Origin of the sequence: Actinoplanes sp. NPDC051513 (assembly GCF_044454685.1) — a bacterium.
Classification (GTDB): Bacteria; Actinomycetota; Actinomycetes; order Mycobacteriales; family Micromonosporaceae; genus Actinoplanes.
On the sequence record NZ_JBITDW010000033.1, the window covers coordinates 89,939 to 107,930 of the forward strand.

Consider the following 17,992-nt stretch of genomic DNA (forward strand, 5'->3'; position numbering starts at 1 on the left):
ACTCAAAACGGCGATGTGGACCTAGGAAGGTCCCTGATCGTGGAAGGTCGATAAGCTTCCCACCTTGCCCACTCCCACTGACCCATACCCTCCTGGCGGGTACTCGGCGGCGAGGCATACTCGAAATTGCACCCTTCACGCCCGCCGGTCGGTATGGATACGCTCACCGATCGTGGCAACGGAGGACGGCAATCTCGCCATCCCGTACGCCGGCAGGGCGTCGCACCTGTTCCGGTACGGTGATTTCGTGCTGCATCCTCGCATTCCGGGCATCGCCCGCGTCGCTGAAGTCGACGGCGTGCGCCTGAGGGTCGAGTGCTTCGACTCGGTCTCCCGGCCTGTCGCCCTTGATCGATGGGTACTAGCAGCGGCCTGTTCGCCATGCGTGTTGGCGAGAGAGACTCGCGTATTCTGGGCGGATCCAGACACCGCGGAGTGGCGCGCCGGCCGAGTGGTCGGCAACGACGGTAGCGAATACTTCGTGCGCCTGCCCAATACCGAATTCGACCTTCGGGTTCCCGAGGAGCAACTTCGTGTACGGTGGGACAGGCCCGTCACCGATCCGGTGGACGTCCTTATCGCTGGTGGCAACGAGACCGGGTATTTCCGAGACGCACGGTTGCCATTTCTTCAGGATCTTATCGCTCAGCGTGGCGCCTGTGCAGGAATATCCGCTCTACTGTCCTCAGCCGTCGAGATCTACCCGCATCAGGTGGGGGCTGCGCTAACGATCCTGGGCGATCCCGTACAGCGTTACCTCTTGGCGGATGAGGTTGGCTTAGGCAAGACAATCCAGGCCGGGTATGTGATCAGACAGGTACTGACCGACGATCCTGCCGCGCGTGTGGCGGTAATAGCCCCGGATACGCTGCGCCGACAGTGGCAGCGAGAGTTGAGAGAGCGGTTCTTCGTCGACGACTTCACACAGGCTGTACTTCGAATCGGCGCGCACGAGACGCCGGAGCGATGGGCGGACTACCGCGGCTTCGACCTAATGATTGTAGACGAGGCCCATCGTCTCGTCGAGGTGGCAGATCCGAACTCCTCGCCGTATGCAGAACTTGTCTCTGTCGCCCACTCGATCCCACGGGTACTGCTCTTGTCAGCAACGCCGGTAGTGTGGCACGAGCGGGCCTATCTGGCGCTTCTTCACTTGCTCGATCCGGATGTCTATCGTTGGGACGATCTTGCAGGGTTCACGAGTCGCGTCGAGAGTCGGATGGCTCTGGCCACAGCTGTTTTCTCGATGGACTCGACCTTCGAGCAACTGCTATCAACGGCGATCGAGGAGATTACGGCCCTTATCCCCGAGGATCCTCGGTTCCGACAATTAGCCGACTCAGTGCTGGAGTTGCTCGATGGAGCTGGCGATCTGGTCGATCAATCGCGACGTCCGGAGTTGGCGGTCCGGATAGACGGGCTTCGGGCACACATCGGTGAGACCTATCGACTGCATCGAAGGGTAATCCGTAACCGGCGGCAAAGCGTCTTGCGCGAGTCCGATGCCGGCGCGACGCTGCCGTTCAGCGTCACAGGCCGACGCCAACCCGTCATACTTTCCGTTAATGACCCGGCTGCCGAAATCGGTCATGATCTTCTGCTCGCATGGCAGTCGCTAATCGCGAAGAATCTACTTGATCGAGGCGACGAAGGCAATGCGGGACTATATGGCGCGGCGCTAGGCGTGCTTGCATCGCGTGCGGGTGGATCATCGGTCGACTTGAGTAATGCGCTGCGCTTGCGATGGAATGGCGACCTCGATAGCGCTGCTCGGGCGGGCTTGACCGCAGAGGAGCAGGAGGTCCTACTGGCTGCTCCGCTTGTCAACGGTGAGACGGAGTTGGAGGTCAGGGCGTCCGGAGGTGAGGACACTCGGGGTGATGCCGCAATGGCGCGTCTGCTTCATGCCGTTGCCAGGAAGCATCACCATGTCGTGGCGTTTTGCGGGCCTGGCCTGTTAGCCGAGAGACTCACGGGCGTGCTGCGCGAGATCGGCGGCCTCCGCGTCGCGGAACATACCCACGCCGCCGGTGCCGAAAAGTGTGAGACGCAGGTCCGATCGTGGACGGACGATGGCGGCATCCTGGTCGCGGATGACAGCGCGGAAGATGGACTAAATCTCCAGATCGCTGACGCGGTCGTCCACTGCCGTCTGCCTCGGTCGCCGAACCGGCTCGAACAGCGTCTGGGTCGTGTTGATCGTTATAGCAGTTCCGGCAACAGACCCGCACAGCAGATTATTGTGTCCAGCCCGGCGGGCGAGTTCACGTTTCTCGGCGCCTGGACGGAACTCCTGGTGGACGGCTTCGGCATCTTCATCGAGTCTGTCTCGACCCTACAGGCCGGCATCGAACGTGTGCTCCCCGAGCTATGGCGCAACGGCATCGTCGATGGCCCGCGCGGCCTGGTAGCCGCCGTCGACCGGGTTCGTGCAGCGCTCGCCGATGAGCGTCGCGACATCGACACCGTCGACATGCTCGACACCATCTATGAATCGACCTCGGGACTGCGCGACATCGCCAATGCCATCGGTGAACTCGAAGTCGACTGGCGAAAGATGCAGCGTGCCCTGTCCACGTACGCTGGCGATAGCCCCGGCGGTCTGCGCCTATCGGTCCAGGAGTCCTCACCTATGTCGATGGTGCGGTATGGGCGCGGCCCCATCCCACCGCTCATGCCGCCCCGACTGCTGGCGCGGTCCGGAATCGTCGGCCAGCAGACGACGGCCGGGGCATTCAACCGATCGGTGGCGCTTCGGATGCCGGGGACCCGACTGTTTCGGATCGGCAATCCGTTTGTCGACCTGCTCGGGGATGTGATCGGAATCGACGACCGAGGTCATGCCACCGCGTATTGGCGCCGACATTCCGCGGTTGCGCAGGCGTTCTTCGGCTTCGACTACCTGATCGAGGTGGATACTTCGTCGGCGATCGAAGTAGTAGGTGGCGGCGCGCATTCGACGCGCGCGTTGCGCCGCCAAGCCGACCGACTGCTAGCGCCGTTCATAGTGCGGGTGTGGGTACATGCGGCCGGCGGTGTGGTAAGCGATGCGCGCCTCATTGAGACTCTTGACCAACCCTACAGCCAGCGTCGCGACCTCAATATCAACTACCACCGCGCACCAGTTCTTCTGGATCACTTCGGAGGACCACGCCAGTACGCCGCGTCCGCTCGTGCAGCCGATGCTGCGGCGCGCGATTATGTCCTTGCATCGGCAGATCTGGTGGCCCGGTGTTCCGACGCCAGTGCCGCCGCGACCCGCTCATTGGCAATCGCGCGAGCACAGGCGCACGCGCGCAAGGCTGCGGGTCGTTTACTTAGTGACACCGAGAGCATGCTCGCCGACATCGACGTCGCCGCGCGGCTGACCGAAGCGCTGCGCACCCCCGTTGTCAGGGTGGTTTCGGTGACATGCTGCATTGTGGGCCAAATGCCGGCAGGTGTCAGTGCCGGCTGACAACCTGACGACGGCCCAGCGCCTGCTCGACGGTGGCCAAGTCGCCGACGTTGTAGGCACCTGCCGGCGGCTACGGGACGCTCTTGCCGGTATTGGCGACATGACGCCGGCTTGGCGCGATGTCGCCGCCCTCGTTCGTCAGGTCATCCTGGAGCAACAGGCTCACACTGGCACCACGATGCATCTGCGTGCACCGCTACGCGTGGGATTGCCAACCGTTGCCCAGTGGATGGAAGCGGGATGCATCCGCCTCGGACAAGATGCCGATTCGGTCACGATCGCCGCCCGCCCGTGGTGGCCGCGGTCAGACGACGGCGAAGATCCAACGTTGGTTGCACGAGAGTTGACCGATGTCTATCGCAGACGAGCGTTCCAGTTGAGCGCGGTAGCCGCGGATCCCTTCTGGACTGCGACGCTCGGACACGACTCCTACCTGTCGCTCGGTCAGCGGCAAGCCGCCCGCGCGGTGATACTCGCGCCACCAGGAACCACCACGCTGGTCTGTCTGCCAACCGGCCAAGGCAAGACCGACGTCGTTCTTGCGCCCATTCTGGCGGCCGCCGACCAGCCAGGCGTGTCAGTCGTCGTGGTGCCTACAGTTGCCCTTGCCCTTGACATGGAGCGCCGCGTCCGAGACGTCATTGCTCGCATGGGACACCAGGGAAGCCCGAGCGGTTGCTACGCCTACCTCGGTGGCATGCCGGACGAACTCAAGATCCCGATGCGGGAAGCCATCCGGAACGGGCAGCAGAAGGTCGTTTTCGCTGCCCCTGAGTCGGTTGTTCGTGGCATCGGCGCCGCGCTGACCGTTGCCGCAAGTTGCGGCTATCTGAGGTACATCGTCATCGACGAAGCGCACCTAGTCGAACAATGGGGCACCGAGTTCCGGCCGGACTTCCAGGCCCTCGCCACCCAGCGCAGCGAGTGGGATAGCGTCGCGCCTACGGGGCGACGGCCCGCAACCGTGACGATGAGCGCCACCTTGACCGATGACCAGATCAGATACCTTACGGACCTCTTACCAGGCAGGGAAACCGCTGTAGTGTGGGCTTCGGCGCTACGGCCAGAACCGAGTTACTTCATCCGGCGCTTCACGAACGTCCATGACCGAGACGAGTCCGTCTTGGAGGCAGTGAGCTACCTGCCGCGGCCCTTAGCCCTCTACGTGACCCGGCGGGACGACGTCCGGCACTGGGTGGCGATGTTGAACCGCTCTGGTCTTCGGCGCGTCGGACAGATTACCGGTGCGTCAACCGACACCCAGCGGCGCGCCGTGATCGACGGCTGGCGTGGCGGTGACGGTACTCAGCCAACGCTATATGACGTGGTGGTCGGAACCTCAGCATTCGGGCTGGGCATCGACATGCCCGATGTGCGGGCGGTCGTGCACGCTTGCCTTCCTGAAACCGTCGACCGTTTCTACCAAGAGGTCGGACGCGCGGGTCGTGATGGAGCCGCGTCCCTGAGCTTTCTTGCCATTGCGCCCAGCGACGAGCCCATGGCCCGCAGGCTGAACCGAAAAAAGATCATCAAGCCGGACAAGGGCTGGCGCCGCTGGCGCCGCATGGTCACAAATTCCGAGGTCGAGCCACATCTTCACCGGGTCGACCTGGACTGGTTCCCGGCCCACATGGACGAAGGATTCGATCAGAACCGGGCGTGGAACGTCCGTATTCTCAACCTAATGGCCCGCTCAGGTCTCGTCCGTCTGAAACCGTCCCCACCAGCCGGCGGAGAGTCAATAGACCCTGACGAGGAATTCGGCGGAAACATGGTCGATGTCGAAGTGATCACCGGTGAAGCTATGAGCAAGGATTCGTGGTCGGCACGGATTGATAGCCAACGGCAGGTCATCCAAGGCGCCGAACGGCGCGCGTTTGCTGCTATCCAGGCCGCAGCATCGGGCGGCCAGTGCATGGGGTCCGTACTCAGCGGCTACTACACCGCGACGTGGTCTGGCGGCCGGTTGACAACGGAGATCAACTGTCGGGGGTGTCCGCACTGTAGATCCCACCGCACCCCACTTGGGTCGGGGCTATACCGGCAGGGCCTAGATCCGCACCCGGCGGTGCACGCCTGGTATACACGACCACCTGACCCGCTCAAGCGGGCGCGCGCTAGGTCGCCGATGCTCGCGATCACATGGCGTACCGCCCGCGAGCGCCACGATCGTGTTCCGGATCTGTTGGTGCGCCTTGCGCGTCGCGGTATGAGCGTCGTCGGCGGGCCAGGGTTTCTTGGGGACCTTGCCGGACAGCTGCAGCGCGACGCATCGCCCTTTCCGGTGATCGTAGACACCGACCGTGACCTGCTACGTACGTATGATGGGCCTATCATTTGGCTGTTGGGCGGACGTCGGGAGATCGACGCAGAGGTTCGTGAGCGGCTGCAAGCGGACGGGATCACGTATCTCGTTCATTGGGAGCCGTCGATTGAATTCGATGCTTCGCCAGCGCAACGCAGCTACGACGACATCCCGACCCTGTCCGTCGCAATCGCCCTCGGAGCGCTCTGATGACGTTGATCCTCGAAGAGGCGGCGCTTCCAGCGCCGATGTGGGCCACGACACGCGCCCTCCTGTTCATAGGCAAGCCTTTGCTAACAGCGGATGCAAAGGCGATGCTCAGCCCGCCTGCCCTGTTCCCAGGCGAGGCTGATACGCGGGAGACATTCGACCAGGCTGTCCAGAGCCTCACGGAGTACGGCGTATTGACCGTCAACTCCGAATCGCTGACCCTCACTCCCGCGGCGTCCACAATTCGCATTGACGACTACGGCGCATTCTGTGATCTACTGCGTGCCGCCGTGTTTTCTGACGAGCGTAACCAAGGGCTCGGCACCACGCGCGAAGGTCGTGGGCCACGCGAGTTCGTGCGGGCGCTGTGCTGGTTCCTGTGCCGCGAACCCCTCAATGAGCCGATCAGCTGGAACGAGGTCTCTGCCGCGCAATCCCAGCCCGGTATCCCGGCATTGCCGGCACTGCCTGGACTTACGCCAATTAGGAACAGCAACCGGTGGAATCGTTTCGTCTACTGGGCGCTCGCTCTTGGCTTTGCCGAGATTGCCGCGTCAGGCTCAGAGGGACGGCGGATCATCCCTGACTGCACACGCGCCGTCGGCCGTACCATCCGCAAGGGGTGGCCAGTCGGCAAGCAGATCGAAGGCCATGACGTGGTAGCCACGGTGTTGCGGGAGTTGCCAGTGCTACCCGGTGGCGCATATAGCCGCGAGCTCGGCTTCGCCCAACCGGATCGCCTGTCGCCGGCGCTGTCTTTGGCGCTGCTCAGCGCTGCCGACCGTGGCTGGATTGAACTGCAGCAGCCCTCCGATGCCCCTCGCGACGTCTTCGCGGTCGACCCCGATGTTGCCGGAGGCGCGCGGCGCATAACCTACGTTGTCGTGCGGGAGCGCCTCGATGGCTGAATTCAGCCGATACCTTTGCTGGGACCCAGTGGAGGCATCCACCCTCATTAGCACCGAGGCTGTCAGCCCGTCGATATCGGTGTTCTTCGCAACGCATGCCCCGCTGCGGATCTTCCGCGCCCACGTGCAGGCTGGCCATGCCACTGATACCGGTACACCCGTCGACGAGCACGCTGTCCGTCACGACTTCTTGACCCGCCCCGCCGCCAACGGTGTGTTGTTCATGCCAGTGATTGGCGACTCCGGCACTGGCAAGTCTCACCTGGTGCGATGGATCAAGGAGTGCACACCCAGCGACGAGAAGCGGCGGGTCATCTACCTGCCGAAACTTGGCACCAGCCTCAAGTCTGTGGTGACGGCTCTGTTGGACGACGCCCCTGGCGAAGACTTTGACGCGCTGCGCGTTCAAGTCGCGGAAGTGACTGAACAGCGCGACGCTGCCGGTTTGCAGAACCGACTGCTAAACAACCTCCAAGAGGCCATCCTCGCCGCCGAGCCCCCCTCTGGAATGGCCCGCATCCTCGTGGCTCCAACTGGCTTGCCGGCCTTGTTACTCGATCCTCACGTCAGGGCCCACTTGCTCGAGCCCCATCGCCTGGTCCCGCAACTAGTCGCCAAACTCCTGTCCGATCGAGAAGACGGCGAGCCCGAACGACCGCCCAGGTTCACTATCGATGACCTACCAACAACTATCGATGATCCGGGCCAAGCGTCAGCCCAGGCGCGGCACCTACTGGGGATCATCAAGCACCGGCCCGAGTTGCAACAGGCCGCCGTCGACCTTCTCAACGCAAACCTCGACGCGGCGGTCCTCAGCGCTACCGTCGGTATCGGCCGGCTGCAAAGAGCCATGCTCGATATCCGGCGTCTGTATGCCGAGCAGCGAAAAGAGATCATTCTGCTCATCGAAGACTTCGCTTTAGTCCAGGGCCTACAAAGGGATCTGCTGGACGCGATCATCGAGGTCGGATACCGGGACGGCGTGGCGACCCTCGCTCCCATTCGTACCCTAATGGCGGTCACTCCCGGCTATTTCGCGCAACTCGCCGACACCGTGCAGACCCGAGCACGGGCCGCCAGCCCGCACATGTATGACCTCGACAATCAGTTCGACAACACCGATGCCGGCGTAAAGCGTGTACTGGCCTTTGTCGGCAGGTATCTCAACGCTGCCCGACTAGGCCGCGAACGCCTCGATAGCCTTGCTATCCGCACCGGGAAAGGTATCCCGAACGTCTGCGACGAGTGTCCCATGGCCGACTCTTGCCACGCCGGATTCGGCGTGACGGAGGAGGGCCACGGCCTCTACCCTTTCAATCGGACCGCGCTGGTGCGAGCCATCCACTCCACAGCACTGCCGGAAAAGCCAGACGCCATCGTTCCCCGGGCCATCCTCGGCGCAGTGGTCCGCAACGTGCTGCAAGCACATGCAAACAGCCTGGGTGAAGGCACATTCCCTGATGAGCGCTTCCGGGAGGACTATCCGACCGCCAGAGCCGAGACTGCGCTGTCTAGCGCGGTCCAGCATCTGATTGACGAGACAGACCGCGTCGATGCGGCGCGTCGGAAAGTCGTACTCGAATTCTGGGGTAACGCACCCGCCGACCTCGTTAACTTAGCGCCTGAGATCCACACCGGCTTCGCCTTGCCGCAGTTGACCCTCGATACCACTGCGACGGTTGTGGGGCCGGATACGGTGGCGGAGGCAGTTCCCAAGGCCGAGAAGCGCAGCGACCTTAGCCTATCCCAATTGCGATCCGTGCAACGCATCGAGGAATGGCAAACGAGGAGCGTCAATCTGCACCAAGCAACCGCAAACGAACTGCGCGGACTTGTCAGCGACGCGGTCCTACGAAGGTGCGACTGGACCGATCCGATCGGCGCAGAGCCCTCGGCTGCCGAACTCCGCGAGGCATGGCCTGCCAATTCAACGACCGTGTCGATCACAGGAGCGGATGCAGAAAATCTACCTGGCACGCCTCACGCCCCTATCAAGTTCGCGCGAACCCCCGCCAACGCACAGTTTCTGATCGGCCTCATCGCCATCAGCGCCGGCCGGATCGCCGGCAACGGTGCCCACATGCGTCGGCTGTACGCCCTGGCCGACGAACGAGCACCAACGCTGAAGCAGCGAATCCGCGGTTTACGAGAATTCACGGATCCTCAGTTGGTCCTCGGATTGCGAGCAGCGCTGATCGGTGCCCTACTCGGTGGACGCGCGTATCCGGGCCAGCCCCAGGCGTCCCTGGTCAACGCCGTCTTCGACGACGGAGACGGATGGCAACTCGACGACCGGGCGACTCGTACACCCGGCTGGCTCGACGCGCTGGCAGCACATCTGGAAGCCAGACGTGACCTGACGGTGGCCCTGCGGCGGGCGTTCGGCTACGGTCAAGGCGCCACCATCCGGATGATCGACATCGCGCACGTGCTGCCGCTGCTACGAGAGGCCAGCGAGGCCTGGACATGGACGCCCTCAGGGGTTGTGCCCGTACCCAAGTGGGCCCGGCCGGCGGTGCGCGGATTCAACCGGCTCCCTGTCTTAGTTAGCGAGCAGATGACGCTGCTGCAGAACCAGTTATTCATGCTGCGCCGGCTGCTACCGCCTGGTATAAGAGGCAGAGACATGGTCAAGGCCGTAACCGAAGCCCACAATGCTGGCTTCATCATCGGTGAGGTTCCATCCGATGGTGGCGACTTCACGCGCATGCTCGGCACTGCCGCTGAGATCGACTGGAACTCGATCGACCGGCTGGAACAACAAATCATGAAGTGGTATGGCACACCGGACGGTCCGACGAAGAGCGACTATTCGCTGGCGATCGTCGGACAGGATCATGGTCGGGCACTCGCCGACGCTACGCTTTTCCTGCAGCGCACCGACCAGTGGCTTACCACGGCACTCGACTCAGTCGCCAGCCGAGCGGGTGCCGCGTTCAGTGACGCCCGCGAAGAGATCCAGGGGGTGGTGGACGAGTGGACGAAGATCCGAAGCCAGAACCAGTAGCCACCGTGACCATGCTGGATAAGGCAAATCAGTTTCGCACGAAGGCCGTTTTGATCGAAGCACAGCAGTCCGACACCGATGAACTTGCCCGACTCACCCACCGGGTTGCCGCTGTCAAGGCCGCCTTGCAGAAACTCGACCGTGCCATGACAGCCGCACGAATCGTGTCTGACCTACCTGACTCACCCACGATCAATATGGCAGTCGACGATGGCTATCACGATTTCAGACGAAATGTCGAGACCAGCAACTTCAACGATACCGTCTTCCGCGCGGCCACGCGAAAGCTGGAAGCGGCATCGACTCAGTTTGATACCGATGCCCAGCAAGTCTGGAAGACCTGGGCGGCCCAACGCCTAGGTAGCCTCCGGTGGGAACGGATCGCGGTTCTGCCTGCCGCCGAGCGCCGGAGCGTGCGAGAACGCTGGACACGACTCGACCGCATCGCCGCGTCATCGCCGGACAAGAGCTCGGTAACCGAGTTCGTGACGACTTACGCCAATATGCGAGAGTTGCTCGACGACCTACCGGATCTGCCCAGCCAACTCGTCGACCTCCTAGACCGCCTGTCGCAGAAGACGCCACTGACCATCGCCGACCTCAGCGAAGAGGATCTTCGCATCCTGCGCGAGTCGGAGGTCGGCTCACAGATCGAGCTGCGACGGAGAGAGTCATGACCCAGCCGCCGCCGCTCGCGATGCTGTCAGAAGTGCTCGACGCCCTCGAAGACCGGGAACTGCCGCTGCTGTCGTGGGGTGTCACCACCGGGGCGCTCGCTCACGACGAAGTGACCGCACTGATCGACGACATGATCGACGCCGGCCGGGTCGACGCGTTGCGGGCGGCGGACGTCATCCAACAACTGGTCACCGGCGGCCTGCTGATGCGTGTGCCGAACACTTCGCCACCGCGCTACCGGACTCGCCTAGCCGAGACGCTGCGACTGACAACGCAGCTGCGTCAACTGTTCGTGCCGCAGAACATCGCGAGCCCGCCTACTCGGTGGTGGGACCGCGGTAGGCCTTTGGTCGCCGACTACCGCCTGCATGTCGCTGCTCGCCGATACCCCATGCGTAACATTCCGCTGGACGACGTCCTAGCCGAACTCAATCGCGAAGCTGGCTGGTCGACCTTCCAAACTGCGGTCGCGGCAGCACAGATCAACGGCCGAGATCTATCTCGCTTCCAAGTACAGGCCACGACAGCAGTCTCGCGGGCCCTGGCCTCGGGCACTAGCCGCGGCGTAATCGTTGGGGCGGGTACGGGCAGTGGAAAGACGCTGGCCTTCTATTTGCCTGCGATGGCCGTGATCGCCGAGTCCGCGCAACCAGGTCGCCACCACCTGTACGCGGTCGCGGTCTACCCCCGCAACGAACTGCTGCGCGACCAGTTGCGCGAAGCCATCGTGACGGCCGAGCAGATCAACGACGTCCTGCGCCAGCACGGTCGCCGACCGCTGCGGATCGGCGCCCTGTATGGGGACACGCCCTATCATCCAGGCGACCGCCGTCTCACGGGACAGGGCGCCAGCGGCGGCTGGCTGCGTGGCGCCGACGGCGCAATCTGCCCATACCTCAAGTGTCCGCGCTGCGGCGGAGACCTCGTGTGGCCCGACGCCGAGCGGACGAGGCGACAGCCGCGAGAGATCCTGGTCTGTGCCGCATGCAGGCACCGCATTGACGGTCAGATCGCGCTAACCCGAAAGTCGCTGACCGACCAACCTCCGGACATCTTGTTCACCACCACCGAGATGCTCAACCGCAACGGCAGTGACCGCCAACTCGGTCGCCTTCTCGGTTGGCAGGGTGTTCCGGCTCCATCCCTTGTGCTCTTGGACGAGGTGCACACTTACACCGGAGTACACGGCGCCCAGGTCGCGCTGCTGCTGCGCCGGTGGCGCCAGGCCGTTCGGCGGCCCGTCACCTTCGTCGGCCTCAGCGCCACACTGCGTAACGCCGGCGCGTTCTTCGCCGAGCTGACCGGCCTGGATGAGATCGCCATCGATTACATTGAGCCACAACCGGCGGACCTGGAGGACCTGGGACGACAATATGCAGTCGCCCTGCGGGGTGACCCCGTTTCCGGCGTCAGTCTGCTGTCAGTGTCAATCCAGACGATAATGCTTTACGCACGCGTGTTGAACATGCCCGGCCGCGAGGGGCTCTTCGGTTCGCGCGCATTCGTCTTCACCGACGATCTCGATGTGAACAACCGTCTCTACGACGACCTCCGCGACGCCGAGGGCATCGCGCGGAGGTTCGGCCGTGGTCGCGGCGTCAGCCAGGTGCTAGCCGGCTTACGGTCCCCGGATGCACCGTACTGGGCGGACCGGTTCGCCGACGGCCAGTCATGGGACCTGGTTCGCCAAATCGGCCACCCGATGTCGCCTACTGCCGACGCGAACGGGCTGCGGGTGGGTCGCACCACCTCTCAGGACACCGGGGTCGATCGCGACGCAGACGTCGTTGTCGCGACTGCGTCGTTGGAGGTCGGCTTCAACGACGAACGTGTCGGTCTCGTCATGCAGCACAAGGCGCCGCGCGACCCCGCGGCATTCATCCAACGGCAAGGGCGCGCCGGCCGGCGGCGAGAGATGCGCCCGATCACCGTCGTCACGTTGTCAGACTTTGGCCGCGACCGGCTGGCCTACCAGGCATACGACACGCTGTTCATGCCGGAGATCACGCCACGGCATCTGCCGACCGGTAACCGGTACGTGCTTCGCATCCAGGCGGCGCAAGCTCTGATGGATTGGCTCGGTCGCAAGCTGGCTGGCAGCGGGGTGTATGTAGATCCTCGGCAAGCGCTAACCGCGCCGGCGCCGGGCAATCTGCCACGCCAAACCAGAGAAGAGAAGGCGCTCGTCGACCTCCTGGCAGCGCTGCTCGACAGCTCTGGTTTGCAGGATGAACTCGCCAACCACCTGCGGTTCGCTCTTCGCATCAGCAGCAACGAATCGACCGCATTGCTCTGGGAGCAGCCACGTGCGCTACTGCTCGGCGTCGTACCGACAGCGCTACGGCGACTACGCAGCGAATGGACACCAAGCGTCGCTGATCCAGGTGCCAATGGCGGCGACCTACTTCCCGAGTACCTAACATCGACACTGTTCAAAGCCCTCAACGTGCCCGAAGTGAGGCTGACGCTGCCGTTTCCGGGCGCTACGCCGGAAACGATGTCCATCGAAGCGGCCCTTCGCGAGGCTGTCCCGGGGCGAGTCAGCCGCCGGTTCGGGTTTCGGGCTCAAGGCGACCGGACCTGGGTACCCCTGCAAGATCCAAACGCAGGCGGGCTCCAGATCATCGATATTGCCTCATTCGTGCCCGCGCCGATCCGGCAGGGGCAATGGAATGGCCCATCTGGTCCGATCACCGTCTTGCGCCCGCAGACCATCGACCTGAGACAGCCGCTAAACAACGTCTCCGACCAGTCCCAAAGCATTCCCGAGTGGATGTCCGAGGTTCGGCCCCCTCGCGCACCGATGATCCCTGGGTCGGTCCCCACGCCGTCCACGTGGGCTGAGCACGTCACATCCGTAGGGTTCGCCACACACGCAGCAGGCAATCCGGCCGAGGTTCGCCGCATGACATACGGCGCCCAATGCGACACCCGCCTCACGAGCGGCCAGCAGATCGCGACCTCGGTGCGCTACCAGTTTGAAGGGACTCCTGCAGCTCTTGGCTTCAGCCTGGCCGTCGACGGAATCCAATTCACCCTCGGCCTGCTGGACCTCGCCGAACCGCGCGTCGCGGCGCATCTGGCATCGCCAGCCTGGCGGCGGATCGCATTCGCCACTGCGCTGCGAGAGGATCCGAGCTTGGACGACGTTGCCAACATCTTTCAACGCGACTGGATCATCTCGGTCTACCTGGCCGCGTTCGTACTGACCGGCGTCGACAGCGGCCAGGAGCCGATGCTGGTCCACAAGCAGCTCACCAACGGCGCGTGGGCCGCTGATGTCGATCGCATGCTGCAGGCTCTCTACCGAGACACCAACCAGTCCGGCACGCTCAACCCACCACAGAAGCTGATCACGACGCTTCAGGACCTCAGCGCCGACCCACGCGTACGTGCCTGCGTCGACCGGCACGCCGAGTTGTTGTGGTGCGGCGACGTAGCCGCTCGCACGCAGGATCTCGCCGAGCGAAGCTACCGCGACACCGTCGCCGCTGCACTACTCGCGGCCTGTCAGCGCGCATGCCCGGATACCCAGGACACGGATCTCATTGTCGACATCGTTGCCCCGGATGCCGTCAATCAGCACAGCCGGATCTGGCTCTCCGAAACCACCATCGGCGGCCTCGGCGTCGTCGAACAACTCGCCAGCCAGTACGCTCAGGACCCACGCCGGTTCTGGAGCCTTGTCGACAGCGCATTGGCACCGGGCGACCTTGAGTACATCGACGCCACCCTCACCACGCTGATCCGCCACATCGTGGACGAAGCAACTGGTGACATCGCTACCGCCGTACGACGCCTGCGCAATGCCCCGAGCGCGGTCGATGCCGACACCGCCCTGGCCGATCTCCGCAGTGCATGGGCAGCGCTGGACGGCAGCCCTCGGCACGCCGCAGTTGCCGCCCTATCCACTCGCCTGTTGCGGCCGGGCAGCGGTGACGACACCGATCAAACGACGCACGCGATCATGCAAGCCTGGACAGATCTTGAGGAACGGCTCGGATTGGAGATCGACCCGCAGATCATCGCGTACGCGGTGGCCGAAGGTCGCGTTTCCGGTATTGCGGCCGGCGCGATGACCGCCGATCAGGTATTCAGCGTGCTCTGGCCACGTGGCAACCGTGCCCGCACAGCCCACCTAGACCACCACCAGCCATATGCTCAACGGCCGATCCTCGACCGACTCCTCGCCGCCGCCGTCCACACCCAAATGCTTCCAACCGTCGACGTCACCGTCGATGGCTGGCCTGACACCTACCGCGCGGCTCTGACCCTGCATGACGCAGTCGAACTGATGGCATCCACTGCCGCTGCAGCGTTGCTGGCAATTGCCGTGCGGGATGTGCCGTGTATTGCCATCGAGCGGGACGTCCTGCGCGTTTACGGTGAGGTCAACGGGGTCCGACGGATGGGCACCGAGTTGCGTGTCCGCGTCGACCTGCGAGAGGCGGTGCAATAGAGATGGCTGATCGGATCATCCGAACAAGCGGCGCCACCGGTATCACGGCCGAAGCGATCGTCACCACCGTGCTGGCCGGTGAACTCCTCGCACCGAGCCCCGAACTATGGCTCGTCTCTCCGTGGATCAGCGACGTTCCGGGGATCGACAATACGCGCGGCGACTTTGACGCTCTGTTCCTCGACCCGGTCGCCCGGGTATATCCGCTGTCTCAGGTGCTTGCCCAGTTGACGCAGGCCGGATCCCAGGTCACCGTGGTAACCCGACCCAACGATCAAAACCGCACGTTTGTTGGCCGTGTCGGGCGTCAGGCCGACGCAGCCCATTACACCACGGTCTGGTACGAGGACGTACACGAGAAGACAATGTGCGGACAACGCTGGCTGCTGATGGGCTCCATGAACTTCACCGCACGTGGCATGACGCTCAACGACGAAGCTGTGACCTACCGAACCGACCCGGCTGCCGCCGCCAGTACTCGGATGGACTTCAACCACCGATGGAAAGGCCAGCCGTGATAGAGCCCACCTCCGACCAGATCGAATCATTCCTGGCCGCATTCTTCGGGCCGGGAAACAGCGTGCCGCTCACCGAGAACCCGACCAGCCCGCTTGGCCAATGGCTAGCACCATTCCTGCAGGCGGCTCGCCGGCCGTCCGATGTACCCGTCGTTCTCCCCCGGCGCACGCCGACCCAGCCGGACCGACGGCTGGCCTACGTGATCGCATGGGACCAGGCACACGCGACGCTGGTAGCGGAACTTCTCACCGCGTTCGTTGGCCCCACCTACAGCTACTTCAACGGTCTACCTGCCGCGCTCGACTCAGACGACCCTGTCGAGCGCGCCATCATCGACCTCGTCGGACTCGACACCACGTTCGTCCTACGTAGTCCGACGACCGAGCACGAGAGCGGCGCTTGGCGCGCCCTGCGCCAGATGCAGCGCACCCTCGATCAACGGCCGGTCCGCAACTGGCAGATCCCCAAACCTGTGGGGCGGCTGCTCGGCGAGTTCGAAGTCGCCCTCGGAGCTGGGGACAACACCGCCTCAGCCACAGTCCTCGAACAGTTAGCAGCCACGGGCGGGCTCGGCGGCGCCAACCTCAACAACCTGCGCATCAAGCGACTCGCGCGACTGGGCCGCGACATCGACCTGCTCGGACTACCCTCACTCGCCGATGTCGTCGCGGCCGACCCGCCCACGCCAGTCCGAGATGCCATATTCGCCGCCTTGTATAACCACAGCGTTGCCACTGCGCTCGACGACCATGACTACGACACCGCGCGCAGCCGCCTGATTGCCGACGGGACAGCAGTCCCGGCCGACCTTCGCCCCGGCCTGACCGAACTGAGCACTGATGCACTGTGGGTGGTGCTTCTCGCGGCTGACCTACGCAACGACCAAGCCGTTCTGTCCGAGTTGCTCGGCGACCCGGATCTACGCCGCCGTCTCGACCGGTACCCGGACCTGGTTGCCTCCATCGAACAAGGACGCCCCAGGTCCGCTGCTCCGGCGCCCACGACCGCAGGCGCTCGTCCCGTCATCGCCTCCTGGGTTGAGCTCGCGCTCGCACACGCCGCGGCCGAGCCTGCCGCGATCGCTGCGCTTAGGCAGGAGACTTGGCGCGAGTGGCCCAAGCCGCACACCGTTGATCAAGAACTCGCCACTGCCATAGCTGCCCTCGATTATGTCCAAGGCGAGCGGATCTGGCAGCTGCTCGGCCCATTCCTCGATGCCGACGAGTATGGCCTGCCCGCACGACGCACCGCGACCGAGTTTCTCCAACTGGCACTCGTGCACAACTGGTTCAGCCCCGCTGACCTCGCCGGGATCGTCGCTCTCACCGAGACGATCCTGAGATCTAGCCCCGACCGCGCAACATATGCATCGCTCTTGGACGATCTCGCATCCGAAGCCGATCGGTGGATCAGCCCCGATCGATCGCTCGTTGTTCTCGACGTCGCGGACCTGCTAGTCCGGATGCCCTGCCCCGACAACGAGGCACGGCTGCAACTCGGAATTCGGCTGCTCACGCCGTTGGCCAGCCATGCCGGGCGCCTGGATGACGAAGTGCGCCGATTCGCGCAGCAACTCGACGACGAACTAGGCACCGACCTGACGTGGCCACAGCCGGTCGATGATGACCAGCGATTGTCCGGCCCGAAGCTAGCCGATCTGCCGGCGCTGAAGGTCATGCTTTATTCGCTCGACGAAGCCGCGCTAAATCGCACTCGTACGGTTCTTAGCCGGCTCGTACCGCGGCTTAACATCCACACCACGTCTGACCATGTCGGATCGCCCCAACTGAAGCAGCACTCTCAGCGCTCGGACATCGTCATCCTGGCGACCCGCTGCGCTACTCATGCCGCCACTGGATTTATCCGCGCCCATCTCGCCCCCGATGCGATCATCGATGAGGCTGACGGCTGCGGCTCTGCATCCCTTCTGCGCGCGGCGACGGCGGCTCTTCAGACATGGCTGTTGCTGCACCCTTCGTGAAGGCTGCCGGGACACGACGACCTTGGCATCCCCTGCGGTGCCTCCGGCCCACTCGGGTCTGTGGCACAGTCCTTTGCGATGAACGCCGTCAAGGCAGAACGCCGGTGGCTGTGTCAACCCAGAAGTGAATCAGAGTGCTTCGGCCAACGCCGGTATGGCAGGAGTGTCGACCCGATAGCTCGACTTTATCGGCCCCGGTCCGGGAGGTCATCGGTCCCGGGAGAATTCGCTGATGAGCCGGCCGCACGTGTTACCTCTGTCCGCAGCGGTCGTGGCGGCTCTCTTCGGGTTGCGGCACACAACATCTGTCCGCGGCGAGTGAAAGATCCCCATAGGCGGCCATTTCTCGTGCCCCGTCGGCGGCCGGGGTTCTCCCCAATGCCGCGTAGCCTAGTTTGATCTTGGTGGATGTCGGCGTGGTGTGGTGACTTGCGGGGTGGCGCGGACTTGGCTTGTGTGTCATGTCCT

At 63.9% G+C, this 17,992-nt stretch carries 8 protein-coding genes; all 8 read left to right on the top strand.

Annotation, left to right across the window (positions count from 1 at the left end; genetic code table 11):
- Positions 1-172 precede the first annotated feature (172 nt).
- The 8 genes from dpdE to ACIA5D_RS47095 are packed head-to-tail and all read left to right on the top strand — an operon-like array spanning position 173 to position 17,524.
- Entirely contained in the window at positions 173-3,457 is a 3,285-nt protein-coding gene (dpdE, locus tag ACIA5D_RS47060; protein WP_396037221.1) for a protein DpdE, read from the top strand.
- The gene (gene dpdF / locus ACIA5D_RS47065; RefSeq protein ID WP_396037222.1) at positions 3,447-5,972 is read left to right on the top strand and encodes a protein DpdF; all 2,526 of its coding nucleotides are present in this window, start codon (positions 3,447-3,449) and stop codon (positions 5,970-5,972) included. Before dpdE ends, dpdF begins: the two co-directional genes overlap by 11 nt.
- The gene (gene dpdG, locus ACIA5D_RS47070) at positions 5,972-6,880 is read left to right on the top strand and encodes a protein DpdG (protein WP_396037223.1); all 909 of its coding nucleotides are present in this window, start codon (positions 5,972-5,974) and stop codon (positions 6,878-6,880) included. Before dpdF ends, dpdG begins: the two co-directional genes overlap by 1 nt.
- Positions 6,873-9,887 (top strand): protein DpdH, encoded by a 3,015-nt coding sequence (gene dpdH / locus ACIA5D_RS47075; RefSeq protein ID WP_396037224.1) that lies wholly within the window; start codon positions 6,873-6,875, stop codon positions 9,885-9,887. The genes dpdG and dpdH overlap by 8 nt, the downstream gene beginning before the upstream one ends.
- On the top strand, positions 9,857-10,564 hold the full coding sequence (locus tag ACIA5D_RS47080; RefSeq protein ID WP_396037225.1) for a hypothetical protein: 708 nt from the start codon (positions 9,857-9,859) through the stop codon (positions 10,562-10,564). The genes dpdH and ACIA5D_RS47080 overlap by 31 nt, the downstream gene beginning before the upstream one ends.
- Positions 10,561-15,024, top strand: coding sequence for a protein DpdJ (dpdJ, locus tag ACIA5D_RS47085; RefSeq protein WP_396037226.1), 4,464 nt, complete (start codon positions 10,561-10,563; stop codon positions 15,022-15,024). Before ACIA5D_RS47080 ends, dpdJ begins: the two co-directional genes overlap by 4 nt.
- A 2-nt stretch (positions 15,025-15,026) precedes the next feature.
- Positions 15,027-15,542, top strand: a complete 516-nt coding sequence (dpdK, locus tag ACIA5D_RS47090) for a phospholipase D-like domain-containing protein DpdK (protein WP_396037227.1) — start codon at positions 15,027-15,029, stop codon at positions 15,540-15,542.
- Positions 15,539-17,524, top strand: a complete 1,986-nt coding sequence (locus ACIA5D_RS47095; RefSeq protein ID WP_396037228.1) for a hypothetical protein — start codon at positions 15,539-15,541, stop codon at positions 17,522-17,524. The genes dpdK and ACIA5D_RS47095 overlap by 4 nt, the downstream gene beginning before the upstream one ends.
- The last annotated feature ends 468 nt before the right edge of the window (positions 17,525-17,992 follow it).